The sequence below is a fragment of the Pseudomonas sp. B12(2026) genome, from assembly GCF_057767015.1.
This window is the reverse complement of sequence record NZ_CM173430.1, coordinates 328195-353416: the sequence shown is the minus strand read 5'-3', so window position 1 is coordinate 353416 and position 25222 is coordinate 328195. Positions and strand designations below refer to the sequence as shown.

The 25222-nt window shown below is 67.4% G+C and carries 19 protein-coding genes; 5 read left to right on the top strand and 14 right to left on the bottom strand.

Annotated elements, in window-relative coordinates; all coding sequences use genetic code 11:
- Nucleotides 1-326: 326 nt before the first annotated feature.
- Together AC3B6A_RS01660 and AC3B6A_RS01655 are read left to right on the top strand one after the other, a co-directional pair.
- The gene (locus AC3B6A_RS01660; protein WP_488400598.1) at nucleotides 327-788 is read left to right on the top strand and encodes an EVE domain-containing protein; all 462 of its coding nucleotides are present in this window, start codon (nucleotides 327-329) and stop codon (nucleotides 786-788) included.
- A gap of 97 nt (nucleotides 789-885) precedes the next feature.
- Nucleotides 886-2724 carry a sensor domain-containing diguanylate cyclase gene (locus AC3B6A_RS01655; protein WP_488400597.1) on the top strand — a complete coding sequence of 613 codons (1839 nt, stop codon included), beginning with the start codon at nucleotides 886-888 and terminating at the stop codon, nucleotides 2722-2724.
- Nucleotides 2725-2830: 106 nt separating this feature from the next.
- Here the strand turns inward: AC3B6A_RS01655 and AC3B6A_RS01650 are convergent, their stop codons facing one another.
- The 4 genes from AC3B6A_RS01650 to AC3B6A_RS01635 form a co-directional block, all read right to left on the bottom strand.
- The gene (locus tag AC3B6A_RS01650; RefSeq protein WP_488400596.1) at nucleotides 2831-3955 is read right to left on the bottom strand and encodes an ABC transporter permease; all 1125 of its coding nucleotides are present in this window, start codon (nucleotides 3953-3955) and stop codon (nucleotides 2831-2833) included.
- A 1-nt stretch (nucleotide 3956) separates the two neighbouring features.
- Entirely contained in the window at nucleotides 3957-6692 is a 2736-nt protein-coding gene (gene rbbA, locus AC3B6A_RS01645) for a ribosome-associated ATPase/putative transporter RbbA (protein ID WP_488400595.1), read from the bottom strand.
- Nucleotides 6689-7762, bottom strand: a complete 1074-nt coding sequence (locus AC3B6A_RS01640) for an HlyD family secretion protein (protein WP_488400594.1) — start codon at nucleotides 7760-7762, stop codon at nucleotides 6689-6691. The genes rbbA and AC3B6A_RS01640 overlap by 4 nt, the downstream gene beginning before the upstream one ends.
- 130 nt (nucleotides 7763-7892) lie before the next feature.
- A complete protein-coding gene (locus tag AC3B6A_RS01635; protein WP_488400593.1) occupies nucleotides 7893-8306 on the bottom strand; it encodes a flagellar basal body-associated protein FliL in 414 nt (137 codons plus the stop codon).
- 149 nt (nucleotides 8307-8455) lie between these two features.
- Here AC3B6A_RS01635 and AC3B6A_RS01630 point away from each other — a divergent pair, with 149 nt between their 5' ends.
- Nucleotides 8456-9433, top strand: a complete 978-nt coding sequence (locus AC3B6A_RS01630) for an NADPH:quinone oxidoreductase family protein (RefSeq protein ID WP_488400592.1) — start codon at nucleotides 8456-8458, stop codon at nucleotides 9431-9433.
- Between the two features lie 506 nt (nucleotides 9434-9939).
- On the top strand, nucleotides 9940-11268 hold the full coding sequence (locus AC3B6A_RS01625) for an IS4 family transposase (RefSeq protein ID WP_488398960.1): 1329 nt from the start codon (nucleotides 9940-9942) through the stop codon (nucleotides 11266-11268).
- Between the two features lie 197 nt (nucleotides 11269-11465).
- On the opposite strand, the gene AC3B6A_RS01620 is transcribed toward AC3B6A_RS01625, so the two are convergent.
- From AC3B6A_RS01620 to AC3B6A_RS01590, 7 genes are all read right to left on the bottom strand, one after another.
- Nucleotides 11466-12989, bottom strand: coding sequence for a malonate--CoA ligase (locus AC3B6A_RS01620; RefSeq protein WP_488400591.1), 1524 nt, complete (start codon nucleotides 12987-12989; stop codon nucleotides 11466-11468).
- A 9-nt stretch (nucleotides 12990-12998) separates the two neighbouring features.
- Nucleotides 12999-14333: a malonyl-CoA decarboxylase gene (locus AC3B6A_RS01615; RefSeq protein WP_488400590.1), complete on the bottom strand. Its 1335-nt coding sequence runs from the start codon at nucleotides 14331-14333 to the stop codon at nucleotides 12999-13001.
- A 29-nt stretch (nucleotides 14334-14362) separates the two neighbouring features.
- On the bottom strand, nucleotides 14363-15820 hold the full coding sequence (locus AC3B6A_RS01610; protein WP_488400589.1) for an amidase: 1458 nt from the start codon (nucleotides 15818-15820) through the stop codon (nucleotides 14363-14365).
- A gap of 182 nt (nucleotides 15821-16002) precedes the next feature.
- Nucleotides 16003-17037, bottom strand: coding sequence for an ABC transporter substrate-binding protein (locus tag AC3B6A_RS01605; RefSeq protein ID WP_488400588.1), 1035 nt, complete (start codon nucleotides 17035-17037; stop codon nucleotides 16003-16005).
- Between the two features lie 19 nt (nucleotides 17038-17056).
- Nucleotides 17057-17863, bottom strand: a complete 807-nt coding sequence (locus tag AC3B6A_RS01600; RefSeq protein ID WP_488403754.1) for an ABC transporter permease — start codon at nucleotides 17861-17863, stop codon at nucleotides 17057-17059.
- Nucleotides 17863-18789, bottom strand: a complete 927-nt coding sequence (locus tag AC3B6A_RS01595) for an ABC transporter permease (protein WP_488400587.1) — start codon at nucleotides 18787-18789, stop codon at nucleotides 17863-17865. Before AC3B6A_RS01595 ends, AC3B6A_RS01600 begins: the two co-directional genes overlap by 1 nt.
- A gap of 12 nt (nucleotides 18790-18801) precedes the next feature.
- Nucleotides 18802-19920, bottom strand: a complete 1119-nt coding sequence (locus tag AC3B6A_RS01590; RefSeq protein ID WP_488400586.1) for an ABC transporter ATP-binding protein — start codon at nucleotides 19918-19920, stop codon at nucleotides 18802-18804.
- Between the two features lie 236 nt (nucleotides 19921-20156).
- Between AC3B6A_RS01590 and AC3B6A_RS01585 the strand changes: the two genes are divergently transcribed.
- Nucleotides 20157-21077 (top strand): LysR substrate-binding domain-containing protein, encoded by a 921-nt coding sequence (locus AC3B6A_RS01585; RefSeq protein WP_488400585.1) that lies wholly within the window; start codon nucleotides 20157-20159, stop codon nucleotides 21075-21077.
- 114 nt (nucleotides 21078-21191) lie between these two features.
- Here the strand turns inward: AC3B6A_RS01585 and AC3B6A_RS01580 are convergent, their stop codons facing one another.
- The 3 genes from AC3B6A_RS01580 to rho all read right to left on the bottom strand — a co-directional run bounded on the left by AC3B6A_RS01580 (nucleotide 21192) and on the right by rho (nucleotide 25222).
- The gene (locus tag AC3B6A_RS01580; protein WP_488400584.1) at nucleotides 21192-22160 is read right to left on the bottom strand and encodes a CDP-6-deoxy-delta-3,4-glucoseen reductase; all 969 of its coding nucleotides are present in this window, start codon (nucleotides 22158-22160) and stop codon (nucleotides 21192-21194) included.
- A 113-nt stretch (nucleotides 22161-22273) separates the two neighbouring features.
- Complete coding sequence (ubiD, locus tag AC3B6A_RS01575) at nucleotides 22274-23740, bottom strand: 4-hydroxy-3-polyprenylbenzoate decarboxylase (protein ID WP_488400583.1); 1467 nt, start codon at nucleotides 23738-23740, stop codon at nucleotides 22274-22276.
- Nucleotides 23741-23959: 219 nt separating this feature from the next.
- Nucleotides 23960-25222, bottom strand: a complete 1263-nt coding sequence (rho, locus tag AC3B6A_RS01570) for a transcription termination factor Rho (protein WP_488400582.1) — start codon at nucleotides 25220-25222, stop codon at nucleotides 23960-23962.

The following is a 25222-nucleotide window of genomic DNA, read 5'->3' as shown; positions in this document are numbered from 1 at the left end:
GATTGCCTCCCCCTTCCAGGCAAACTGTCCATGATGGCCGGCGGTGATTTTTTTGTCCGTCCGGCGGACCCAGCTAAAAACGGCGGCATTCTCCGACAATGAAAAGCTTCCCGCAATTCTGACGCCAACCGATCGTCGGAGGAGGCGCGCCTCCCGTAACTCCGCGCACTTCAAGGCAAGCTTCGTGCCTATTCCGCACATATTCTTCCCGCAGCGAAACTTCCGCGAGCCGGCAGCTTGTCGCAGGGGAAGCGCCTACCATTAGTTCCCGGGCGGCCTCCCGCAGCCGTCCCTGGAAACCCGCCACGCACAAGGAGCCCACCCGGATGGCACGCGCTTACTGGCTGATGAAATCCGAGCCCGACGAACTCTCGATCCACGACCTGCAGCGTCTGCAAAGCGCGCGCTGGGACGGCGTGCGCAACTACCAGGCGCGCAACTTCATGCGCAGCATGCAGCCGGGCGACCTGTTCTTCTTCTATCACTCCAGCTGCCCCGAACCGGGCATCGCCGGGATCGCGCAGATCGAGGGCGAAGCCTACCCCGACCCCACCGCGCTCGATCCCCGGAGCCCCTATCACGACCCCAAGGCCAGCGACCAGAAGAACCCCTGGACCGCCCGCGACGTCGGCTTCGTCGAAGCCTTCAGCGCGGTGCTGCCGCTGGCCGCCCTGAAAGCCCAGGCCGGCCTGGAGGACATGCCGCTGGTGCAGCGCGGCAACCGCCTGTCGGTGATGCCGGTGACCGAGGAACAGTGGCGGATCGTGCTGGCCCTGCTCCGGCAATGAAAGGGACCGGCAACGCCCCCCGGCGCTGAAAGGAAGCGCCAGGAAAGACCGATATCACTGTGCTATTAGGTAGGAAACACCCCCCGGAATCCGCCACATGCGCCGCCTGAGGTTCTCCCTTGCCAGCTATCTCGGACTGGGCGGTCTGCTCGGCATCCTGCTGCTGGCCGGCGCCTGGCTCAGCCATGAACTGGCCAGCAGCGAGCGGCAACGGGCCCGCGAACACCTCAGCTATCAGGCGCACGCCCTGGCCCACCAGCTGGAAACCAGCCTGCACGACCAGGTCCAGGGCCTGGACCTGCTGGCGCAGCTGTGGGCCTACCACGGGCGCATTCCGCGCTGGGAGTGGGAGCTCAACGCGCGCTTCTATATCGGTAACTTCGCCGGCTACCAGTCGATCCAGTGGGTCGATCCGGACCTGCGCGTCCATTGGGTCGAGCCCCTGCGCGGCAACGAGGCGGAGCTGAACTACCGGCTGACCCCGATGAGCCCCGGCTACGCCACCGCGATGGCCGCGCGCGACAGCGGCCAGCCACGCCTGAGCGACAGCATCGCGCTGCCCGGCGGCGGCCGCGGCTTCATGCTCTACACGCCGGTGTACCTGCACGCCGCCGATGGCTCGCTGCGTTTCGACGGTTTCATGCAAGGCACCTTCCGCGTCGACAACCTGATGGACCACCTGCTGGAACAGGTCGACAGCCACCTGTTCAGCGTGCGTCTGCTGGAACACGGCCAGCCGCTCTACGTCCGCGCCCAGGCGGACAGCCGCGCGGAAGAAACCCTGCGCCTGCCGCTGCAACTGCTGAACAACCGCAGCCTCGAACTGGAACTCAGCCCCAGCGCGGCGCTGCTGCAGCCACTCTCCACGCCGCTGCCAGCCGTCGTGTTCGGCGCCGCCGCGATCATCAGCCTGCTGCTGGTCGCCGCCCTCGCCCTGGCGCGGGAAAACGCCCGCCGCGCCGTCGCGCTGAGCGCCAGCAACCACCTGCTCCACCAGGAGGCCGAGCGGCGCCAGGACATCGAGCGGCGCCTGCTGGACAGCCGCGCCCGCCTGCAACTGACCCTCGACCTGACGGACTCCTGCCGCGACGCGCTGTTCATCTTCGACCTGCAGGAGCGCGAGCTGCTGCACATGAACCGCGCCACCCACAGCAGCCTGGGCTACAGCGCCGAGGAATTCCGCCAGTTGCTGCGCGACGACCCGGAACGGCTGGTCCCCGGCTTCTTCGCCTGGCTGCAGCAGGTGCAGCAGGCCAGCCGGCTGAACCTGCCGATGATCTTCCAGCGCGAGATGCAGCGCCGCGACGGCAGCCTGCAGGCGGCCGAGATCAACACCCAGCTGGCCCGCCAGGGCGAGCGCGACTACCTGATCGCCGTGGCCCGCGACAACGGCGAGCGCCTGCAGCTGGAGGCGAAGTTGCAGAAGCTGTCGCAGCAGGACGGCCTCACCGGGCTGTTCAACCGCCGCTACTTCGACCGCCTGCTGCACAGCGAATGGCGCCGCCTGCGCCGCTCCGACTCGCCGCTGGCGGTGCTGATGCTCGACGTCGACCACTTCAAGCTGTTCAACGACTGCCGCGGCCACCTGGCCGGCGACGACGCCCTGCGCCAAGTGGCCGGCGCGCTGCAGGGCAGCCTGCAGCGCGAGGGCGATGCGGCCTGCCGCTACGGCGGCGAGGAGTTCGTCATCATCCTCATCGACACCGGCCTGGAGGGTGCCAGCCATGTGGCTGCCCGGGTGCATCAGCAGATCGCCGAACTGGCCATCGAGCACCCCGCGACGGAGCTGGGCCGGCTGACCATCAGCATCGGCGTGGCCGTCGCCACGCCGGGGCAGCAGAGCGAGCCCGAGCAGCTGGTCGCCCAGGCGGACCAGGCGCTGTATGCGGCCAAGCACAGCGGGCGCAATCAGACCCGCGTGTGGCCGGTGGAGTGAGGACGGCGTTTCCGTAGGAGCTTGCTCGCGAACAGCGTTACCGGGGAGTCCCGCCGTTGGGCGGTTCGCGAGCAAGCTCGCTCCTACGAAGAGCGAGGAGCGAACGCTACGCCATCTGCCCGATGGTCCGGCGGAAGCGCCACAGGGCGCCGGCGAAGAACGCCGCGCCGATGCCGACGATGGCCAGCAGCTGCGGCCAGACGATGGACAGGTCGGCGCCACGGAAGAGAATCGCCTGGGCCAGGCTGACGAAGTGCGTCGTCGGCGCCGCCAGCATGATCTGCTGCACCAGCTCAGGCATGCTCTCGCGCGGCGTGGTGCTGCCGGAGAGGATCTGCAGCGGCATCAGGGTGAGGATCACCAGCAGGCCCAGCTGCGGCATCGAGCGCGCCACGGTGCCGAGGAAGATGCCCATCGAGGTGGTGGCGAACAGGTGCAGCGCCGCGCCGAGCAGGAACAGCCCCACCGAGCCGCTGATCGGCACGTCCAGCCAGCCGCGCACCACCAGTTGCAGGGAAATGGCCGCCGCCACCAGCACCACGGTGGCCATCGACCAGACCTTGGCCAGCATGATCTCGAAGGTGGTCAGCGGCATCACCAGCAGGTGTTCCACGGTGCCGTGCTCGCGCTCGCGGATCAGCGCCGCGCCGGTGAGGATGATCGACAGCATGGTGATCTGGTTGATCACCTCCATCACCGCGCCGAACCAGGCCTGGGTCAGGTTCGGGTTGAATTCCATGCGCACCGCCAGTTCCGCCGGCATCGCCGGCTGGGCGCGGTAGCGGCTGACGAATTCGCGCACCTCGGTGGCGACGATGTTCTGGATGTAGCCGGCGCCGGAGAAGGCCTGGCCGGTCTGGGTGGCGTCGACGTTGACCTGGATCGCCGGCTGCCGCCCGGCCAGCACGTCGCGCTGGAAGTCCGGCGGGATGTCCAGGGTGAAGGTGTAGAGGCCGACGTCCATGCCGCGGTCCATCTGCGCGTGGCCGATCATCTCCGGCGTGCGGAAATACGGCGCCTGGAAGGCGTTGACGATGCGCGAGGAGAGTTGCGACTGGTCCTCGTCGACGATGGCGATCGGCGCGTGGTGCAGGGTTTCCGGCATGCCGGTGGCGGAGCTGTAGACGCCCAGGGTGAAGGCCCAGGCGATCAGCACCAGCATCGCGTAGTCGCGGCCCAGGCTGCGGAATTCCTTGATGCCGAGGTTGAAGATGTTCGCCAGCTTCTTCATTTCAGACCTCCTGCTTCTTCAGGCAGGCGACGCTGAGCAGCGTCAGTACCACCACCATCGCCAGCAGCGGCAGGTAGTAGCCCCACAGGTCGGCGAAGCCCAGCGCCTTGGAGAAGGCGCCGCGGCTGACGATCAGGAAGTGCGAGGTCGGGTACAGCTGGCCGATGAAGGCCGCCGCGCCTTCCAGCGAGGACACCGGGTGGATCAGCCCGGAGAACTGGATGGCCGGGATCATGGTGGCGATGGCGGTGCCGAACACGGCGGCGATCTGGCTCTTCATGAAGGTCGAGAGCAGCAGGCCCAGGCCGGTGCTGGTCACCACGTAGAGGAAGGCGCCGACCAGCAGCGCCAGGAAGCTGCCCTTGAGCGGCACCTGGAACAGCAGCACGGCCATCGCCAGCATCAGCACGAAGTTGACCATGCCCATGCCGATGTACGGCAGCTGCTTGCCGAGGAGGAATTCCAGGCGCGTCACCGGGGTGACGTAGAGGTTGGTGATCGAGCCCAGCTCCTTCTCGCGCACCACGCCCAGGGCGGTGAGCATCGCCGGGATCATGATCAGCAGCAGCGGGATCACCGCCGGCACCATGGCCTTGAGGCTCTCCACGTCCGGGTTGTAGCGGTAGCGCACCTCGGTGCTGGCCGCCGCGCTGGCTTCGGCGCTGCCGCTCTGCCGGGCGAGGTCGGCGAGGTAGCTGGCGTGCAGCCCCTGCACGTAGCCGAGCACGGTGTTGGCGCGGGTCGGCATGGCGCCGTCGATCCACACGCCGATGGCCGGGTTGGCGCCGCGCTTGAGGTCGCGGCCGAAGTTCGGCGGGATTTCCACCGCCAGGCTCAGCTCGCCGCTGCGCATGCGCCGCTCCAGGTCCTCGGGGTCGCGGATCGGCGCGTGCTCGATGAAGTAGCGCGAGCCGGAGATGTTCAGGGTGTAGGCCTGGCTGGTGGTGGTCTGGTCGCGGTCGAGCACCGCGTAGGTGAGGTCCTCGACGTCCATGTTGATGCCGTAGCCGATGATCAGCATCAGCAGCGCCGTGCCCAGCAGCGCGAGGGTCAGGCGGATCGGGTCGCGGCGCAGCTCCATGGCCTCGCGGCGCGCGTAGCTGAACAGGCGCAGCCAGCTGAAGCGTTCGCCACCGGCGGACTTCGCCGGCGCCGCGGGTGCGTCCGGCGCGGGCGCGGCCTGCGGCGCCGGCGCGCTGCCGGCGGCCTCTTCGAGGTAGGCGATGAAGGTGGCTTCCAGGGTCGCCAGGCCGCGCTTGTCCATCAGCCCCTGCGGGGTGTCGCTGTCGAGCACCTTGCCGGCGTGCATCAGCGAGATGCGGTCGCAGCGTTCGGCCTCGTTCATGAAGTGGGTGGAGATGAAGATGGTCACGCCGTCGTTGCGCGACAGCTCCACCATCAGCTCCCAGAAGCCGTCGCGGGCCACCGGATCGACGCCCGAGGTGGGCTCGTCGAGGATCAGGATTTCCGGCTTGTGGATCACCGCCACGGCCAGCGACAGGCGCTGGCGGATGCCCAGCGGCAGGCTGTCGGGCAGCTCGCCCTGGACCTTGCCGAGGTCGAAGCGCTGGAGCATTTCCGCCACGCGCGGACCGATCGTCTCGGCCGGCAGGTGGAACAGCTTCGCGTGCAGCTCCAGGTTCTGCCGCACCGTCAGCTCGGCGTACAGCGAGAAGGCCTGGGACATGTAGCCGACGCGCCGGCGGGTCTCCATGTCCTTGGCGTTGACCGGCTGGCCGAACAGCGCACAGGTGCCTTCGCTGGCCGGCAGCAGGCCGGTGAGCATCTTCATGGTGGTGGACTTGCCGCAGCCGTTGGAGCCGAGGAAGCCGAAGATTTCCCCGCGCTCGATGCGGAAGCTGACGTGGTCCACCGCGACGAAATCGCCGAAGCGGCAGGTCAGCCCCTCGGCCTCGATGGCGATCTGCGGCGCGCCTTCGCTCTGCGTGCGCGGCGGAATCACCAGCTGGTGGTGGCCGGCGCGCTTGCTCTGCGGCAGCAGGGCGATGAAGGCCTCTTCGAGGTTCTGCGTGGCGGTGCGCGCGCGCAGCTCGGCGGGCGTGCCGGTGGCGAGCACCTTGCCGTCGTCCATCGCCACCAGGTGGTCGAAGCGCTCGGCCTCCTCCATGTAGGCGGTGGCCACCAGCACGCTCATGCCCGCGCGGCCGGCGCGGATGCGCCCGATCAGCTCCCAGAACTGGTTACGCGACAGCGGGTCGACGCCGGTGGTGGGCTCGTCGAGGATCAGCAGGTCGGGGTCGTGGATCAGCGCGCAGCACAGCCCGAGCTTCTGCTTCATGCCGCCGGAGAGCTTGCCCGCCGGGCGCTCGGCGAAGGGCGCCAGCCCCGTGGCGTGCAGCAGGTCGGCGATGCGCCGCTCGCGCTCGGCCTTGTCGTGGCCGAACAGGCGGCCGAAGAAGTCGACGTTCTCGAACACCGAGAGCGTCGGGTAGAGGTTCTTGCCCAGGCCCTGGGGCATGTAGGCGATGCGCGGGCACACGGCGCGGCGGTGACGGGCATCGCGCATGTCGCCGCCGAGCACCTGGATCTCGCCGTCCTGCAGCTTGCGCGCGCCGGCGAGCAGCGCCAGCAGGCTGGACTTGCCGACGCCGTCCGGGCCGATCAGGCCGACCATGCGGTTGGCCGGGATCTCCAGGCTGACGTCGTCGACCGCGCGGGTCTCGCCATAGCGCAGCGAGACCCGCGCCAGGCGGGCCACGCAGTCGCCGCCAGTCATTGCGGGACCTTGATCTGCAGGTGCTGCGGCCATTCAGCCTGCGGATCGAGGCGCAGGTAGGCCATGCCCGGCACGCCGGTCTTCACGTAGGTGATGTACTTCTCCAGCAGGCCCGGGTCGAGGCGCGCCTTGACGCGGAACATCAGCTTCTCGCGCTCGTTGGCGGTCTCCACGGTCTTGGGGGTGAACTGCGCGACGCTGGCGACGTAGGACACCTTCGACGGGATCACGTACTGCGGCACGGCGTCGATCACCAGGCGCGCTTCCTGGCCGAGCTCGACCTTGCCGGCCTGGCCCGAGGGCAGGAAGAAGGTCATGTAGACGTCGGCCAGGTCGACCATGTTGAGCAGCTTGCCGCCGGCCGGCAGCACTTCGCCGGGCTGCGCCACGCGGTACTGCACGCGGCCGTTGCGCGGGGCCTTGAGCAGGCTGTCGTCGATGTCCGCCTGCAGGCGCACGGTGCTCGCGGTGGCGGCCTCGATGGCCGACTGCGCCTCGACCACCTGGGAACGCGCGGCGGCGATGCCGGCCTGCGCCGACACCACCTGGGAGCGCGCCGCGGCCAGCGCCGCCTGGGCGCTCTGCATCACCGCGCGGTCGTCGTCGAGTTGCTGCTGCGGCAGGGCGTTGCGCTTGACCAGCTGTTCGGTGCGGATGAAGCGCTTCTGTGCGGCGGTGAGTTCCGCCTGGCGCTGGGCGACCACGGCTTCGGCGGTGGCCTCCTCGCTGATGCGCTGGGCCACCAGGGATTCGGCGGTGAGCTTGGCGTTCTGCGCCCGGCGCACCTCGGCCTGGGCCTGGGCGAGCTGGGCCTGGAGCACCTGGGTGTCCATCTTCGCCACCACCTGGCCGAGCTTCACGAAGTCGCCCTCGTCCACCAGGATTTCCGCCACCCGTCCGGGCAGCTTGGTGGCCACGTCCACCTCGGTGGCCTCGATGCGTCCGTTGCCGCTGGCGAAGCCTTCGGGCAGGCCGGTCGGCTTGAACGTCTGCCAGGCCAGTGCGGCGAGCACGGCGGCGACCGCCAGGATCAGTCCGCGGGTGCGCCAGCCTCTTGCAATTCCTGCCATCCGATATCCCTCATCTACACGCTCGACTTCGAGCAGATCATGGAGCGATTGTCGCGGATAGGCGGGAAATACGCCTTGATACAGGTCAGAGCCCGCCGGACGCTCCCTGCCCGCGGGGTACCGCCGCCGCTCAGGGCTGGACGATCAGGTTGTTGAACAGCAGGTCGTCCACCAGCGGTTTGCCCTCTTCCTGCTGCAGCACCGTCTGCACCTGCTTGAGGGCTTCCTGGCGCAGCTTTTCCTTGCCGTCGACGCTGCCGAGGGAATCGTCGGTCTGCTGGGCGAACAACATCACCAGCTGGTTGCGGATCAGCGGCTCATGGTGCTCGACCTTGTCCGAGGCCTCCTTGCCGGCGACCTTCAGCGCGATGTCGGCCTTGAAGTACTTCAGCCGCGGGCCGCTGCCGTAGTTGCCCACCAGCGCCGGGGTGAGGTCGACGAAGAGCGGCTTGTTGGCGTCTTCCGGCTTGGCCTCTTCGGATTCGGCGGCCGCGAACAGGGGACTGCAGGACAGGACCAGCAACAGGGCGAGGGAAGCTCTCAAGGCGATGTCTCCGGATTCGATGGCGGCAAGGATAGCCAGACTCGCGCCGCCGCCCAAGCTATATCGGGGCATAAACCGGGACCATGGTGATTTGCCCGTCCCCCCGGCGCCCCTACACTGGCCCGATACCTAGAGTGGAGTACTCCCCCATGAAAGCCGTGCTGTGCAAAGCCTTCGGCCCCGCCGAAAGCCTGGTGCTGGAAGACATCGCCAGCCCCGAGCCGAAAAAGAACGAAGTCCTGCTGCAGGTGCATGCCGCCGGGGTGAACTTCCCCGACACCCTGATCATCGAGGGCAAGTACCAGTTCAAGCCGCCCTTCCCGTTCTCCCCGGGTGGCGAGGCCGCCGGGGTGATCGCCGCGGTGGGCGAGAAGGTCACCCACCTGAAGCCCGGCGACCGCGTGATGGCGCTGACCGGCTGGGGCAGCTTCGCCGAGGAAGTGGCGGTGCCCGGCTACAACGTGATGCCGATCCCCGACGGCATGGACTTCGCCAGCGCCGCCGCCTTCGGCATGACCTACGGCACCTCCATGCACGCGCTGAAACAGCGCGCCAACCTGCAGCCGGGCGAGACCCTGCTGGTGCTCGGCGCCTCCGGCGGCGTGGGCCTGGCGGCGGTGGAGATCGGCAAGGCGATGGGCGCGAAAGTCATCGCCGCCGCCAGCAGCGAGGCCAAGCTGGAAGTGGCCAGGGCCGCCGGCGCCGACGTGCTGATCAACTACAGCGAAGGCAGCCTGAGGGACAAGCTCAAGGCAATCACCGGCGGCCAGGGCGTGGACGTGATCTACGACCCGGTCGGCGGCGAGCTGTTCGAGGAAGCCTTCCGCTCCATCGCCTGGAACGGCCGCATGCTGGTGGTCGGCTTCGCCAGCGGCAGCATCCCGGCGCTGCCGGCCAACCTCACCCTGCTCAAGGGCGCGTCGCTGGTCGGCGTGTTCTGGGGCTCCTTCGCCCAACGCCAGCCGCAGGACAACGCGGCGAACTTCCAGCAGCTGTTCGCCTGGTTCGCCGAGGGCAGGATCAAGCCGCTGGTGTCGCAGACCTACCCGCTGGAGAAGGCGGCGGATGCGATCAACCACCTGGGCCAGCGCAAGGCGGTGGGCAAGGTGGTGGTGACGGTGCGCTAACCCATTCGTGGGCGCGGATTTCATCCGCGTTTCGCGGACAAGGTCCGCTCCTACGAGAGCGCTTCAGCGCTTGATGACTTCCAGAGAAACCTCCGCGCACACCGGAGCGCCCCTTCAGGAGGCCGAGTGGAATCGGAGTTTCAGGGGTTGAGCGGCATGGATGCCGCGAGAGCGTTGTCGGGCCAGGGATGGCCCGTCAACGCGTGCCCCTGAAACTCCGATGGAGCGAGGGGAGTCCCGCGAAGCGGGACCCGGATGATGGGGCAGAGACCTTTGCCTACTTTGTGGCGTTTGACAAAGTAGGTCGCCCGGGAGGGCGAAACAAAATCTCCCAGTACACGCCGACGCGGCGCAGAAACACCGAACGACAAGAGCATCGCGGAGAAGCTCCGCTCCTACGAAAGCAAAAAAGCCCGGCGTGAGCGTAATGCTGTTCACTTAAGCATTTGAGCTGTTGCCCGGGCTCCCCGAGAATCCGATGCCAGGTCTCTGGCATCGGATTTTTTATGTCTTTCCAACAGCAATTGCTCGATCTGGGCGAGTTGTTCAACTTCTCGGATCTCAGCACCTTCACCCAGAACATCCCGATCGAGTGGGTGGCGTCGGCACTGGGTCTTTCCGCGCAGGCCACCATCCGACGGCGGCGCCTGCCCAGCGATCAGGTGCTCTGGCTGGTGCTCGGCATGGCCTTGTTCCGCGACGAGCCGGTCCATGAGGTGGCGCGGCGCCTGAACATCTGCGCCCAGGGACTGGCCTCTCACGACCTGCTGGCCCGCAGCGGGGTCACCGAGGCCCGCAAACGGCTAGGGGCCGATCCGGTGGAGTGGCTGTTTCGCCAGACCGGTCACCACTGGGGGCGCGAGCGCTATGACGGTGATACCTGGCAGGGCCTGCAGGTCTTGGCCGTGGACGGTGCGCTCCTGCGCACCCCGGATACCCCCGAGCTACGGGAGCATTTCGGCTCCGGTAATACCGCCACCGACCGCCAGACGCCGTTTCCCATGCTGCGCCTCGTAGCCCTGATGAACGTGCGCTCGCACCTGATTCTGGATGCCCAACTGAGCCCCTACCGGCGCAGTGAAATGCGCCTGGCTGATGCGTTTGTGCAGCAGATTCCCAGCCATTCGGTGACGCTGTTCGACAAGGGATTCTGGAGTGCCAACCTGTTGCTGGGCCTGGCCAGCGGCGACAACCGTCACTGGTTGATTCCGGCCCGCAAGGCGTTGGTCAGCGAGGAGATCGATCGCTACGGCAAAGGGGACCGCCTGCTGCGGATGCGGGTGTCAGCCCAGGCGAGGAAGCGCAATCCGAATCTGCCCTGCTACTGGGAGGTGCGGGAAGTCAGCTACGAGAGACAGGGCAAGGTCAAAACCGTACTGACCTCGCTGCCAGCCGATATCTACAGCGCCAAGGCCATTGCCAATCTGTATCAGGAACGCTGGGAGATCGAACTGGGCTTCCGCGATATCAAGAGCTCCCTGCAACAGAACGCAGTGACCCTGCGCAGTAAGAAAATCGAACTGATCTACCAGGAAGTCTGGGGACTGTTGCTGGCCTACAACATCATTCGCCGCGAGGCGAGCCAGGCCGCAGTGGCCTTTGGCCGTGCTCCCGGCGACATCCGCTTCAAGCCGGTGGCTCACTACATCGCCGTGCAACTGATCGTGATGGCGGCGGCCAACCCGGTTTCCGCGACAGGACGACGCTTATCGGAGTTGCGGGCGGGAATCGGCGGGTTGTTCCTGGATCACCGCCCAAGGCCTTCACGACCCCGGACGGTGAAGATGTCCAAGACCCGCTACCCGGTAGACCGCAAGGCCGCTCCGCTTAAGTGAACAGCATTACGGCGTGAGCGGTTTTTTTCATGGCGGTACAAACCTGTAGGAACGCGCCAAGCGCGTGATCGCGGACAGACTCAGCTCCTACGTGCCGGGATACCCCAGCGCCCGGGTTCGCGAGCAAGCTCGCTCCTACGAAGAGCGCACCCTGTAGGAGCGAGCTTGCTCGCGAACAGCCGGCGAACCGCAGGCCCTCAGGAATACAGCGCCTTGAACCGCTCGCGCAGCACGTTCTTCTGCACCTTGCCCATCACATTGCGCGGCAGCGCGTCCACCACCAGCACCCGCTTGGGCTGCTTGAAGCGCGCCAGCTTGCCGTCCAGCGCGGCCAGCACTGCCACCTCGCTCGGCGCCTGCCCCTTGCCCGCCACCAGCACGGCGGTCACGCCCTCGCCGAAGTCCGGGTGCGGCACGCCGATCACCGCCGACTCGGCCACCCCCGGCAGGGTGTCGAGGATTTCCTCCAGCTCCTTGGGATACACGTTGAAGCCACCGCTGATGATCATGTCCTTGTTGCGCCCGACGATCTGCACGTAGCCCCGCTCGTCGACGAAACCGATGTCGCCGGTCATGAAGTAGCCGTCCGCGCGCAGCTCCTCGGCGGTCTTCTCCGGCATCCGCCAGTAGCCCTGGAACACGTTCGGCCCACGCACTTCGATCATCCCCGGCCCGCCCTGCGGCAGCAGCGCCGGCTCGGCCTGGCCCGGATCGGTGATGCGCAGCTCGACGCCCGGCAGCGGGAAGCCGACGGTGCCGGCGATGCGCTCGCCGTCCAGCGGGTTGGAGGTGTTCATGCCGGTCTCGGTCATGCCGTAGCGTTCGAGGATGGCCATGCCGGTGCGCTCGGAGAACGCCTTGTGGGTCTCGGCGGTGAGCGGCGCGGAGCCGGAGATGAACAGGCGCATGTGCGCCACCGCCTCGCGGGTCAGGCCGGGCTGGTCGAGCAGGCGGGTGTAGAAGGTCGGCACGCCCATCAGCAGGTTCACCTGCGGCAGCAGGCGGAGGATTTCCGCCGCGTCGAACCTGCCCAGGAAGAGCATCGAACCGCCGGCCATCAGCAGGCTGTTGCAGGCCACGAACAGGCCGTGGATGTGGAAGATCGGCAGCGCGTGGAGCAGCCAGTCCTCGCCGGTGATTTTCCACGCGTCCACCAGCGCGCGGGCGTTGGACACCAGGTTGCCGTGGCTGATCATCGCGCCCTTGGAGCGCCCGGTGGTGCCGGAGGTGTAGAGGATCGCGGCGAGGTCGCTTGATGCGCGCGGCACGTCGGCGAAGCGCCCCGGCTTGCCGTGCACCGCGTCCATCAGCGAACCGTCGCCCTTGTCGCCCAGGGTCGCCACGCGGGCTACGCCGCTGACGTCCGCCAGCTCGCGGGCCTGGGCCTCGAAGGCCGGCGCGCAGACGAACAGCGAGGGCTCGGCGTCGTCGAGGAAGTAGCGCAGCTCCTCGCCGGTGTAGCCGCTGTTGAGCGGCAGGTAGACCGCGCCGGCGCGCAGCACGGCGAGGTAGAGCATCACCGTCTCGGGGCTCTTGTCGACCTGCACGGCGACGCGGTCGCCCGGCTGCACGCCGAGTTCCACCAGCGCGTGGGCGAACTGCGCGGTGCTGCGCAGCATGTCGGCGTAGCTGTAGCCGCCGCCGTCCGGGGTGCGGATGAAGGGTTTGGAAAGGTCGCTGGGCAGGTGTTTGCCGACTTCGGCGAAAAGGCTCTGGTTCATGCGGAGGTCCTAGCGTTTTGTTTTCGCCGACAGAGTGGCCAGCTTGCGCACCTCGGGTGAGGCCGTGACCGCGCCCTGGTTGGCGTAGGCTTCGTGGTTCTTTTCGATCTGGCGCAGTTCGTAGCGGTAATTGACCATCAGCCCGGCGGCCTGGCGCAGGCCGCTGGCGGAGAGGTCGCCGCGCCAGTTCAGGCGTTCCAGGCGGGCGCCGTTGCCCAGGTGGAAGCGCGCCACCGGGTCCAGCGGCAGGCCGGCGCCGTTCTTCGCATGCAGGAAGTACTCGGCGGCCAGCGCCAGCAGCGGCTGCTCCAGGCGCGGCGGTGGCGGAGCGTCGGGCTTGAGCGCCTTGAGGCACTCGGCGGCGGCCGCGCCCAGTTGCGCGTCCTCGCCCAGGCTGCCGAGCCAGCGGCGGAAGCCGGGCACCGGCGAGAGGGTGACGAACTGGCGCAGGCCGGGAATCTCCCGCGCCAGCTCCTCCACCACCTGCTTGATCAGGAAGTTGCCGAAGGAGATGCCGCGCAGGCCTTCCTGGCAGTTGCTGATGGAGTAGAAGACGGCGGTGTCGGGCGCTTCCGCCGGCGCTGCCTCGGCCGCCGGCTCAAGGCTCTTTATTTCCAGAATCTCGGCGATGGCGCCGGGCATTGCGCGGGTCAGCGCCACCTCGACGAAGATCAGCGGCTCGTCGGCCAGGGCCGGGTGGAAGAAGGCGAAGCAGCGGCGGTCGGCCGGCTGCAGGCGGCTGCGCAGGTCGTCCCAGTCCTTGATGGCGTGGACGGCCTCGTACTTGATGATCTTTTCCAGGATCGACGCCGGGGTCGACCAGTCGATCCGCCGCAGCACCAGGAAGCCGCGGTTGAACCAGGACGCCAGCAGGTGCTGCAGGTCGTGGTCCACCGCCGACAGCTCGGGTCTTGCCTTGAGCTCCAGCAACAGCCGACGGCGCATGGCGATCAGCTCGACGGTACCGCCGGGCGCCTGGTTGAGGCGGCGGAACAGCTCCTGGCGCGGCGGCTCGCTGGCCTGGAACAGCGCCATGGTGTGGGCCGCCGACGGGTCGTCGAGGTAGCGCTGGCAGGCTTCGGCCAGCGCCTCGTGGGGCGGGGCGAAGTCCTTCAGCAGGATGTCGAAGAAGGCTTTCTGCTGGTCTTGCGGGCAGTCCCGGTAGGCGCACAGCACCTGTCGCGCCAGGGCCACGCCCGACGCCTCGCCGTGACTGGAGACCAGCCTGTGGCAGGCCTGCGCCAGCGCCTGGGCATTGTCCGGCGCCGGCTCGCGCGACTCCAGCAGTTGCCGGCCGCGCTCGGTGATGCTTTGCAGCAGTTCCTGGAAGAAGCTGATGTTCATGCGGCCCCCTCAGCATGTGGATAAGACGATCAACCCTCCGCCAGCATGGGCGGCGGGCAGCGCTGGTACCAGCGCGAGGCCTGCTCGTAGGCGTGGGCCAGTTGCAGCACGGCCATGTCGGCCTGGTGCCTGCCGATGATCTGCAGGCCCATGGGCAGACCCTGCTCATTGAAGCCCACCGGCACGCTGGCCGCCGGGCAACCGGACAGGGTGGCCGGGATCACCACCTCCATCCAGCGGTGGTAGGTGTCCATGGCCTTGCCGGCGATTTCCTTCGGCCAGTCCCAGGTCTTGTCGAACGGGAACACCTGGGCGCTGGGCAGCAGCAGGTAGTCGTAGCGCTCGAACAGCTGGCTGATGGCGCGGTACCAGTCGCTGCGCGCGGCGGAGGCGCGGAACACCTCCACGGCGGACAGCTTCAGGCCGTTCTCCACTTCCCAGACGGCCTCGGGTTTCAGCAGTTCGCGCTTGGCCGGGTCGGCGTAGGCCGCGCCCAGGGAGCCGGCGACCATCCAGTGACGCAGGGTGCGCCAGGTGTCCCACAGGCGCTCGGGGGAGAAGCCCATGGCGGTGTCCTCGACCTGGCAGCCGATGGCCTCGAAGTCGGCGAAGGACTTGCGGCACAGCTCCAGCACGCCCTTTTCCATGGGCAGGTAGCCGCCCAGGTCGCCCAGCCAGCCCAGGCGCGCGCCCTTGAAGTCGCGCGCAAGCGAGCCTGCGAACTGCTCGCCGGTCTGGGCGATGGACAGCGGCGCGCGGGCGTCAACGCCGGCCTGCACCGACAGCAGCAGCGCCACGTCGCGTACGCTGCGGCCCATGGGGCCTTCGTAGCCGAGCTGGTCGATGAACAGGTCGGCGCTGTCGTCGAAGGGCACGCGGCCCTGGGATGGACGCAAGCCGACGATGTTGTTGAAGGCCGCCGGGTTGCGCAGCGAGCCCATCATGTCGCTGCCGTCGGCCACCGGAACCATCCGCAGCGCCAGGGCCGCCGCCGCGCCGCCGCTGCTGCCGCCGGCGGTGCGCTGCGGCGCGTAGGCGCAGCCGGTGGCGCCGAAGATCGGGTTGTAGCTGTGCGAGCCGAGGCCGAATTCGGGGGTGTTGGTCTTGCCGATGATGATCGCGCCCGCGGCGCGGAGACGCTCGACCATGATGCCATCGCGCTCGGGCAGGTAATCGCGGAACAGCGGCGAGCCGAGGGTGGTGCGGATGCCGCGGGTCAGCGACAGGTCCTTCACCGCGTGGGGCAGGCCGTGCATCCAGCCACGGTAGTCGCCACGGGCCAGTTCGGCGTCGCGCTGGTCGGCTTCGGCCAGCAGGATTTCGTCCGGCTGCTGGCTGACGATGGCATTGACCTCCGGGTTGTAGCGCTCGATCTGGTCGAGGTGCGCCTGCATCACTTCGCGGCAGGAAACGTCACGCAGGCGGATGCGTTCGGCCAGTTCGTGGGCCTGGAGCTGGACGAGTTCGTTGTGCGGATTCTGGCTCATGGAGAGCGGCCTTCTTTCATCAGGGCTTTCCCTCCATGCACGGCATGGGCGGGAAGCATCAGTCGGGTTCGGCGGCCCCACCGGCTGGCGGGGCTTTCATCGATCAGCGCGTTCGCCGGGCCGAACGCTGCCGGCGCGCCCACAGAGGTGGACGCGAGCAGCGTCGGAATTCCCGGGCGGAATCAGCGCATCAGGTTGGTCCAGATGCGGTCGGCCAGGCGGATCGCGCCTTCGCCACAGGTCTTGCTGAACACCACCCTGGTGCCCTCGGGGATGTGCAGTTCCGGCGCATCCTTCAGGCCCGCGTCGAGGAAGGGCTCCACGCCCTTGATCGGGCTCTGGTGCTTGAGGAAGTTCTGGGTCATTGCCGAGTTTTCCGGCTGGCTGAGGAAGGCGATGAACTTCCTGGCGTTCTCCGTGTGCCTGGCGCCGGCCGGGATCACCAGGTTGTCCACCCAGGCCATCACGCCCTCTTTCGGGTAGAGGTACTTCAGGCTCGGCTTCATCTCACGCGCCCGCATCGACGAGCCGCCCCAGAACATCGACATGTCGACTTCGCCCGAGGCCAGGTTCTCGCGGATCGAGCCGGCCTTGGAGCTGTAGGTCTTGACGAAGGGCTTCTGGTTCTTCAGCAGGGTCAGCACCTGCTGCATCTGCTTGGGGTCCTCGCTGCACAGCGGGATGCCCAGGTAGAGGCTGGCGGTGTCGATCACCTCGCTCGCCGAGTCGAACATGTTGACCTTGCCCTGCAGCTCCGCCGGCGGGGTGAACAGCACCGAGTAGCTGTCGGCCGCGCCGCTGTATGTGGCGCCGTCCAGCACCACGCTGGTGGTGCCCCAGATGAAGGGCACGGCGTAGGCGCCTTCCGGGTCCCAGGTGGGCTTCTTCAGGTTGTCCACGACGTTGGCGTAGTACGGCTGGCTGGCCGGGTCGAAGCGCTCCAGCAGCTTTTCCTGGATCAGGATCGGCACGAACTGGTGCGAGGGAATGGCCACGTCGTAGCCGGTGCCGCCCTGCTTGAGCTTGGCCAGCAGCGTTTCGTTGGAGTCGTAGGAATCCACGGTCACCTTGATGCCGGTTTCCTTCTCGAACTTCTCCAGGATCTGCGGGGTGAAATAGCCGCTCCAGCTCACCACGTTCAGTTGTTCGGCGGCCTGCGCGTGGATAGCCATGCCCAGCGTCAGCGAGGCCCCTACAGCAGCGATCAGTTTGCTCATCTTGTTCTCCGGAAGTGGCTCAGGATTTCTTTTTGCCCAGCAGGTAGGACAGCGTTACGAACAGCACGGAAACGCCGAGGATCAGGGTCGACACCGCGTTCACATCGGGCGTCACGCCCATGCGCAGCAGGCCGAAGATGAAGATCGGCAAGGTGGTGGTGCCGGCCTGGGAGACCATCATCGAGATCACGAAGTTATCCAGCGAGACGATGAAGGCCAGCATCAGCCCGGAGAAGATCCCCGGCATCAGCAGCGGCAAGGTGACCTTGCGGAAGGTCCGCCAGGGCCCGGCGTAGAGGTCGGCGGCGGCCTGCTCCAGGGACAGGTCCATGTCGTTCAGGCGGGCGCGGATCGGCAGGTAGGCGAACGGAATGCAGAACACCGTGTGGGCGATGATCAGGTTGCCGTAGCCCAGCGACAGGCCGAGGGTGGAGAACAGCGCCAGGGTGGCGACGCCGACGACGATCTCCGGCAGCACCAGCGGCAGCATGATCGCGCCCATGGACAGGCGCAGGCCCTTGAACTTCGCCCCGCGCGAGGTGCCCAGCGCGGCCAGGGTGGCGATCGCGGTGGCGATCACGCTGGCGCACACGGCGATCAGCAGGCTGTTGCCGGCGGCCTGGCGCAGCGCCTGGTTGGCGAAGGCGGCGCGGTACCAGTCGAGGCTGAAGCCGGTCCACACGGTGGCGGACTGGTTGGCGTTGAACGAGAGCACCACCAGCACCACGATGGGCGCGTAGAGGTAGAGGTAGAACAGGAAACTCAGGGCGCCGAAGCCACGGAAATCCTGCACGCCCAGACGGCGTTTGCTCAGCAGCGACAGCATCATTCACCTCCCCGGGCGATGCGCAGGCGTTCGGCGCGCATCGCGTAGAACATCAGCGCCAGCATCACGGCGGCCATCAGCACCAGCGACAGCGCCGCGCCGAAGGGCCAGTTCCGCGAGTCGCTGAACTGCCGGAAGATCAGGTTGCCGAGCATCATCCGGGTGCCGCCGCCGAGCAGCTCGGGGGCGATCATCGCGCCCAGGCAGGGCACGAAGGTGAGGATGGCGCCGGCCAGGATGCCCGGACGGGCGATCGGCAGGACCACCTTGCGCAGGGTGCGGATGCGCCCGGCGTAGAGGTCCTGGGCGGCTTCGAGCAGGCGCATGTCCATCTTCTCCAGGGTGGCGTAGATCGGCAGCACCACGAAGGGCGCGTAGGTGTAGACCAGGCCCAGCAGCACGGCGCCGTCGGTGTAGAGCAGGTTCAGCGGCTGGTGGATCAACCCAAGGCTCATCAGCGTGCCGTTGACCACGCCGGTGCCGCGCAGCAGCAGGATCCAGGCGTAGGTGCGGATCAGCAGGTTGGCCCAGAACGGCACGGTGATCAGGAAGATCAGCAGGCCGCGGCGGTGCGCCGGCTGCATCGCCAGCCACACCGCCACCGGGAAGCCCACCAGCAGGGTGATGACGGTGGTCGCCGCGGCGATGCCGATGGAGCGCAGGGCGATCACCAGGTAGGAATCGGCGAAGGCCAGGCTGTCGTCGAGCTGGCGCTCGAACAGCAGCGAGACGTAGGCGTCGATGCTGAAGTGCGGGTTCACCCCGCCGTAGGGGTTGGCCTGCATCAGCGAATAACCGATCACGATGAAGATCGGCACGATCAGGAACAGCCCGATGGCGACCAGCGCGGGCGATACGCCGAGGAAACTGCGCAGCGCCTGGCGCCGCTCCAGCGCATTGCCGGCGGTTGTGGATAACTCCTTCATGCTCACCTCCGCTCAGTCCACCAGCACGCTGGCGCTGCCCTTCTCGAACAGCAGCCCGGCGCACTGCCCGGCCGCCAGGCGCCCGCGCTGGCCGGCGCTGTTGGGCGCGCGGACCGTCAGGCGGGTGCCGTCGGCGAGGCTGACCTGGTACTGCAGGTCGGTGCCCAGGTAGACCTGCTGGACGACGCTGCAGGGCGTGGCGGACGGGGTGCCGTCGGGCACCAGTTGCAGGCGCTCGGGACGGATCGACAGGGTGACCTCGGCGCCGACCTTCAGACCCTCGCGGGATTCCGCCTCGATCAGCTGGTCGCCGGGAATGCGGTAGTGCGCGCAGTCGCCGGCGAAGTTCTCCACCCGCGCGGGAAGGAAGTTGGTCTCGCCGATGAAGTCGGCGACGAAGCGGTTGCGCGGGTGTTCGTAGATGTCGTCCGGGCGGCCGACCTGCTGCACCTCGCCCTCGGAGAGCACGGCGATGCGGTCGGACATGGTCAGGGCTTCTTCCTGGTCGTGGGTGACGAAGATGAAGGTGATGCCGGTCTTGGCCTGGATCGCCTTGAGCTCTTCGCGCATGGCCTGGCGCAGCTTGAGGTCGAGCGCCGACAGCGGCTCGTCGAGCAGCAGCACCTTGGGGTGCGGCGCCAGCGCGCGGGCCAGGGCGACGCGCTGTTGCTGGCCGCCGGAGAGCTGGGTCGGCTTGCGCTGGGCGAAGCGTTCCATCTGCACCAGGGCGAGCATCTCGCGGACGCGCTCGGCGACCTGCGCCTTGTTCATGCGCTTGCCCATCGGATGCGATTCCAGGCCGAAGGCGAGGTTCTCGGCAATGGTCATGTGCGGGAACAGCGCGTAGTGCTGGAACACCGTGTTCACCGGGCGCTCGAACGGCGGGCGGTCGGCGATGTTCTCGCCGTACAGCTGGATTTCCCCGGCGGTGGGGAATTCGAAGCCGGCGATCATCCGCAGCAGAGTGGTCTTGCCGCAGCCCGAGGGGCCGAGCAGGGTGAAGAACTCGTTGTCGCGGATGTCCAGGTCGACGCATTTCAGCGCGACGGGACCGCTGGCCGGATCGCCGTAGACCTTGCGCACGGAGCGGATGGAAACCGCCGCCGTCTGCAGGCTGTGCAGGGCACTCATGTGAAACCTCCGGATCCTTCCCGTCCGCCGCACGCTGGCGGCCCGGGGGTCTTGTAATTGTTCTGGCAGGGCTGGAGTAAACGCCGGATGCAGCGCTGGCCGTGGGTTCGGCTCGATGGTGTGGTGAGGCTGCTGGAGCGGATATTCGGAGAAAGGTGGTTGAGCGAAAAGCTCAATTTTCTTACATTCGATATTAAAAAAACTAACAACCAACGCCCAGGTGCGAGGCCCCTCCCATGCCCATCCAGCGCCTTCCGCCGCTCAATGCCGTCCGCGCCTTCGAGGCCGCCGCGCGGCTGGGCAGCTACGTCGCCGCCTCGAAGGACCTGCACGTGACGCAGCCGGCCATCGGCCGCCACGTCAAGCTGCTGGAGGACTGGCTGGGCGTGCAGCTGTTCGAGCGCACCCCGCGCGGGGTGAGCCTGACGCCCGCCGGGCAGCGCTACTACGCGAAGATATCCACAGCCCTGCAGCAGATCGCCGACGCCGGCTTCGAGCTGGCCCCCGGCGGCACCGCGCGCTGGCTGAAGATCATGGCGGTGCCGGCCTTCGCCAAGCGCTGGCTGATGCCGCGCCTGGAAACCCTGCGCCAGCAGCGTCCGGGCCTGAAGGTGGCGGTGGAGCCGAACCCGACTTTCAGCGAAGTGGATGGTAAAAGCGCCGATCTGGGGATCGTCTACGGGCTTCCGGGCGTGTACCCGCAATGCCACAGCACCCTGGTGCGGCCGGCGGTCTTCCCGGTCTGCTCGCCCTCCTACCTCGCCGAACACGGCCCGCTGGGCAGTGTTGCCGAGCTGGCGCGGCACAAGCTGATCCACGTGGACGACGGCGAATGGTGGAACCTCTGGCTGTCCACCATCGGGCTCGATCTGCGGGTGAATTCCGACGTGCTCTACGTCAGCAACGACCACGCCCTGTCCATGGCCGAGGCCGGCCACGGCATCGCCCTGGCCAACCTGGTGCTGGTGAAGCACCAGCTGGCCGCCGGCACGCTGGTGCGGCCGCTGGCCGAGGAGGTGCCGCTGGAAAGCTACCAGCTGCTGCTGCCACCGGGACCGGTGAGCGCCGATATCGCCTGGTTCGAGGCGTGGATTCGCGCGGCGTTGCAGGAGGAGTTTTCCCCCAGCGCAGCCCGCGTGGCTGAGTCAAGTGAATAGCCAAGCGCTACGCAGCTACGGCGCAACCCTGTAGGAGCGAGCTTGCTCGCGAACCCAACCCCCGCTGCGAGAGCTGTTCGCGAGCAAGCTCGCTCCTACGAAGAGCCGCTTGAATCAGCCGCGCGGGGCGTAGGCGAAGACGTCGGCGCGCATTTGATGCGGGTCCATGCCCGCCGCCACCAGCGCATCCAGGGTGCCGTAGACCATCGCCGGCGAGCCGCTGGCGTAGACGCGCAGGCCGGAGAGGTCGGCGAAGTCCTCGCACACCGCTTCATGCAGCAGCCCGCAGCGCCCCTGCCAGCCGCACAGGTCGCTGACGATCCGGTGCAGGTGCAGGTTGGGCACGCTCTGCCAGCGCTCCCAGTGCGGCAGCTCGTAGAAGTCTTCCGGGCGGCGCACGCCCCAGTACAGGTGCACCGGATGGGCAAAGCCGGCGGCGCGGCAGTGCTCGATCAGGCCGTGCATCTGCGCCATGCCGGTGCCGGCGGCGATCAGCACCAGCGGGGCGTCCGGCAGGTCGGCCAGGTGCGCGTCGCCGAAGGGCATCTGCACGCGGGCGAAGCGGTCGCGCTGCAACTGCGCCAGCAGGTCGATGGCGCTGTTCTCGCGCGCCAGGATGTGCAGCTCCAGGTCGCGCCCTTCATGGGGAGCGGAAGCCAGGGAGAAGGCCGCCGGCTCCTTGTCCTCGCGCTCGATCAGCAGGTACTGCCCGGCGTGGTAGCGCGGCGGCTTGCCGGCCGGCGCGCGCAGGCGCACGCGCCAGACATCGCCGCCCACCGGCTCGCAGAGGGTCAGCTGGCAGGACAGCCTGCGCACCGGCAGCTCGCCGGGCGCCAGCACGCCGTCCCAGTGCAGCACGCAGTCTTCCAGCGGCTCGGCCAGGCAGGTGAAGAGTTCGCCGTGATCGCGCACCTCGCCGCCCTGGCGCACGCGGCCCTCCACCAGCAGCGCCGCGCAGATGTGGCAGTTGCCGTTGCGGCAGCTCTGTGGGCAGTCGTAGCCCAGGCGCCGCGCACCGTCGAGGATACGTTCCCCGGGCCTGAGTTCGAGCTGGGCGCCGGAGGGTTGCAAGGTCACTTTCAAGCGATGTTCTCGTTATGTGTTTCTTGTAGGACGCCTGGTCCTTGCTCGCGAACCAGACCCCGCTGCGAGGCCATGTTCGCGAGCAAGCTCGCTCCTACAGGGTGCCGCAAGTATCAATCGATGCCCAGGCTCGCCCAGATTTCATCGACCCGCCGGGTCACCGCCGGGTCCTTCTCGATCACCCGGCCCCATTCGCGGCTGGTTTCGCCCGGCCACTTGTGGGTGGCGTCCAGGCCCATCTTCGAGCCGAGGCCGGAGACCGGCGAGGCGAAGTCCAGGTAGTCGATCGGGGTGTTGTCGATCATCACCGTGTCGCGCTTGGGGTCCATGCGCGTGGTGATGGCCCAGATCACGTCGTTCCAGTCGCGGGCGTTGATGTCGTCGTCGGTGACGATAACGAACTTGGTGTACATGAACTGTCGCAGGAACGACCAGACCCCCAGCATCACGCGCTTGGCGTGGCCGGGGTACTGCTTCTTCATGGTCACCACCGCCATGCGGTAGGAGCAGCCTTCGGGCGGCAGGTAGAAGTCGGTGATCTCGGGGAACTGCTTCTGCAGGATCGGCACGAAGACTTCGTTCAGCGCCACGCCGAGGATCGCCGGCTCATCCGGCGGGCGGCCGGTGTAGGTGCTGTGGTAGATGGGTTTCTGCCGGCGGGTGATGCGCTCGACGGTGAACACCGGGAAGCGGTCGACCTCGTTGTAGTAGCCGGTGTGGTCGCCGTAGGGGCCTTCCTCGGCCGTCTCGCCGGGATGGATCACCCCTTCGAGGACGATCTCGGCGCTGGCCGGCACCTGCAGGTCGCTGCCGATGCACTTCACCAGCTCGGTCTTGTGCCCGCGCAACAGGCCGGCGAAAGCGTATTCGGAGAGCGTGTCGGGCACCGGGGTGACGGCGCCGAGGATGGTCGCCGGGTCCGCGCCCAGCGCCACGGCCACCGGATAGGGCTGGTCCGGGTGCTTCTGGCACCACTCGCGGTAGTCCAGCGCGCCGCCACGGTGGCTGAGCCAGCGCATGATCACCTTGTTGCGGCCGATCACCTGCTGGCGGTAGATGCCGAGGTTCTGCCGTTCCTTGTTCGGCCCGCGGGTGACGGTCAGGCCCCAGGTGATCAGCGGCGCGACGTCGCCGGGCCAGCAGGTCTGCACCGGCAGCCTGGACAGGTCGACGGCGTCGCCCTCCTCGATCACTTCCTGGCACGGCGCGTCCTTGAGGACCTTGGGCGCCATGTTGATGACCTTCTTGAAGATCGGCAGCTTCGACCAGGCGTCCTTCAGCCCCTTGGGCGGCTCGGGCTCCTTGAGGAAGGCCAGCAGCTTGCCGATCTCGCGCAGCTCGGAGACGTCCTCGGCGCCCATGCCCAGGGCCACGCGCTCGGGCGTGCCGAACAGGTTGCCGAGCACGGGGATGTCGTAGCCAGTGGGCTTTTCGAACAGCAGGGCCGGGCCCTTGGCGCGCAGGGTGCGGTCGCACACCTCGGTCATTTCCAGCACGGGGGAAACCGGCGCCTGGATACGCTTGAGCTGTCCACGCTGCTCCAGGGCGGCGATGAACTCGCGCAGGTCGCGATACTGCATGAGGGTCTCGATGCGAAGGTGAAGATGCGACAGTTTAGCCGCTAACAACGCCTCGCAGAAACACGAAGGCCGGGTTTCCCCGGCCTTGTGGCATCTTAAAGCGCGCAGAGTCGCTGGCAAATCCGAGCGAAGCGGTTCTGGCTAGGCGCCTGGCCGCAGACAGTACTTCTCGTACGGCAAGGCCAGGCAACGACGCCAGAACGGATTTGACGGCGACGCTTATTTGCTGCGCTTCATCGAGTCGAAGAACTCATCGTTGGTCTTGGTCTGCTTGAGCTTGTCGAGCAGGAATTCCACCGCGGCGATCTCGTCCATCGGGTGCAGGATCTTGCGCAGGATCCACATGCGCTGCAGCTCTTCCTCACCGGTGAGCAGCTCTTCGCGACGGGTGCCGGAGCGGTTGATGTTGATCGCCGGGAACACGCGCTTCTCGGAGATGCGACGGTCGAGGATCAGCTCCATGTTGCCGGTGCCCTTGAATTCCTCGTAGATCACCTCGTCCATCTTCGAGCCGGTCTCGATCAGCGCGGTGGCGAGGATGGTCAGCGAACCGCCTTCCTCGATGTTGCGCGCGGCGCCGAAGAAACGCTTGGGCTTCTCCAGGGCGTGGGCGTCGACACCGCCGGTGAGCACCTTGCCGGAGCTGGGGATCACGGTGTTGTAGGCGCGGGCCAGACGGGTGATGGAGTCGAGCAGGATGATCACGTCCTTCTTGTGCTCGACCAGGCGCTTGGCCTTCTCGATCACCATCTCGGCGACCTGCACGTGGCGGGTCGGCGGCTCGTCGAAGGTGGAGGCGACCACTTCGCCGCGCACGGTGCGCTGCATCTCGGTCACTTCTTCCGGGCGCTCGTCGATCAGCAGGACGATCAGGTGGCACTCGGGGTTGTTGCGGGTGATGTTGGCCGCGATGTTCTGCAGCATGATCGTTTTACCGGCCTTCGGCGGGGCGACGATCAGGCCGCGCTGGCCCTTGCCGATCGGCGAACAGAGGTCGATCACGCGGCCGGTGAGGTCCTCGGTGGAGCCGTTGCCGGCTTCCATGGTCAGGCGCTTGGTCGGGAACAGCGGGGTCAGGTTCTCGAAGAGAATCTTGTTCTTCGCGTTCTCCGGACGATCGAAGTTGATCGAGTCGACTTTCAGCAGCGCGAAGTAGCGCTCGCCTTCCTTCGGCGGACGAATCTTGCCGATGATGGTATCGCCCGTGCGCAGGTTGAAGCGCCGGATCTGGCTGGGCGAGACGTAGATGTCGTCGGGGCCGGCCAGGTACGAGGAATCGGCGGAGCGCAGGAAGCCGAAGCCATCCTGGAGAATCTCCAGCACGCCGTCGCCGGAGATTTCCTCACCGCTCTTCGCGTGCTTCTTCAGCAAGGCGAAGATGATGTCCTGTTTGCGCGAACGAGCCATGTTTTCCAGGCCCATGGCATCGGACATTTCCAGCAATTCGGCAATCGGCTTTTGCTTGAGTTCGGTCAGATTCAT

Coding starts and splice junctions, on each gene's coding strand:
- AC3B6A_RS01655 (WP_488400597.1), top strand. CDS start 886: ATGCGCCGCCTGAGGTTCTCCCTTGCCAGCTATCTCGGACTGGGCGGT.
- AC3B6A_RS01660 (WP_488400598.1), top strand. CDS start 327: ATGGCACGCGCTTACTGGCTGATGAAATCCGAGCCCGACGAACTCTCG.
- AC3B6A_RS01600 (WP_488403754.1), bottom strand. CDS start 17,863: ATGCTGTCGCTGCTGAGCAAACGCCGTCTGGGCGTGCAGGATTTCCGT.
- AC3B6A_RS01630 (WP_488400592.1), top strand. CDS start 8,456: ATGAAAGCCGTGCTGTGCAAAGCCTTCGGCCCCGCCGAAAGCCTGGTG.
- rbbA (WP_488400595.1), bottom strand. CDS start 6,692: ATGACTGGCGGCGACTGCGTGGCCCGCCTGGCGCGGGTCTCGCTGCGC.
- rho (WP_488400582.1), bottom strand. CDS start 25,222: ATGAATCTGACCGAACTCAAGCAAAAGCCGATTGCCGAATTGCTGGAA.
- AC3B6A_RS01625 (WP_488398960.1), top strand. CDS start 9,940: ATGTCTTTCCAACAGCAATTGCTCGATCTGGGCGAGTTGTTCAACTTC.
- AC3B6A_RS01640 (WP_488400594.1), bottom strand. CDS start 7,762: ATGGCAGGAATTGCAAGAGGCTGGCGCACCCGCGGACTGATCCTGGCG.
- ubiD (WP_488400583.1), bottom strand. CDS start 23,740: ATGCAGTATCGCGACCTGCGCGAGTTCATCGCCGCCCTGGAGCAGCGT.
- AC3B6A_RS01610 (WP_488400589.1), bottom strand. CDS start 15,820: ATGAGCCAGAATCCGCACAACGAACTCGTCCAGCTCCAGGCCCACGAA.
- AC3B6A_RS01605 (WP_488400588.1), bottom strand. CDS start 17,037: ATGAGCAAACTGATCGCTGCTGTAGGGGCCTCGCTGACGCTGGGCATG.
- AC3B6A_RS01585 (WP_488400585.1), top strand. CDS start 20,157: ATGCCCATCCAGCGCCTTCCGCCGCTCAATGCCGTCCGCGCCTTCGAG.
- AC3B6A_RS01650 (WP_488400596.1), bottom strand. CDS start 3,955: ATGAAGAAGCTGGCGAACATCTTCAACCTCGGCATCAAGGAATTCCGC.
- AC3B6A_RS01620 (WP_488400591.1), bottom strand. CDS start 12,989: ATGAACCAGAGCCTTTTCGCCGAAGTCGGCAAACACCTGCCCAGCGAC.
- AC3B6A_RS01615 (WP_488400590.1), bottom strand. CDS start 14,333: ATGAACATCAGCTTCTTCCAGGAACTGCTGCAAAGCATCACCGAGCGC.
- AC3B6A_RS01590 (WP_488400586.1), bottom strand. CDS start 19,920: ATGAGTGCCCTGCACAGCCTGCAGACGGCGGCGGTTTCCATCCGCTCC.
- AC3B6A_RS01595 (WP_488400587.1), bottom strand. CDS start 18,789: ATGAAGGAGTTATCCACAACCGCCGGCAATGCGCTGGAGCGGCGCCAG.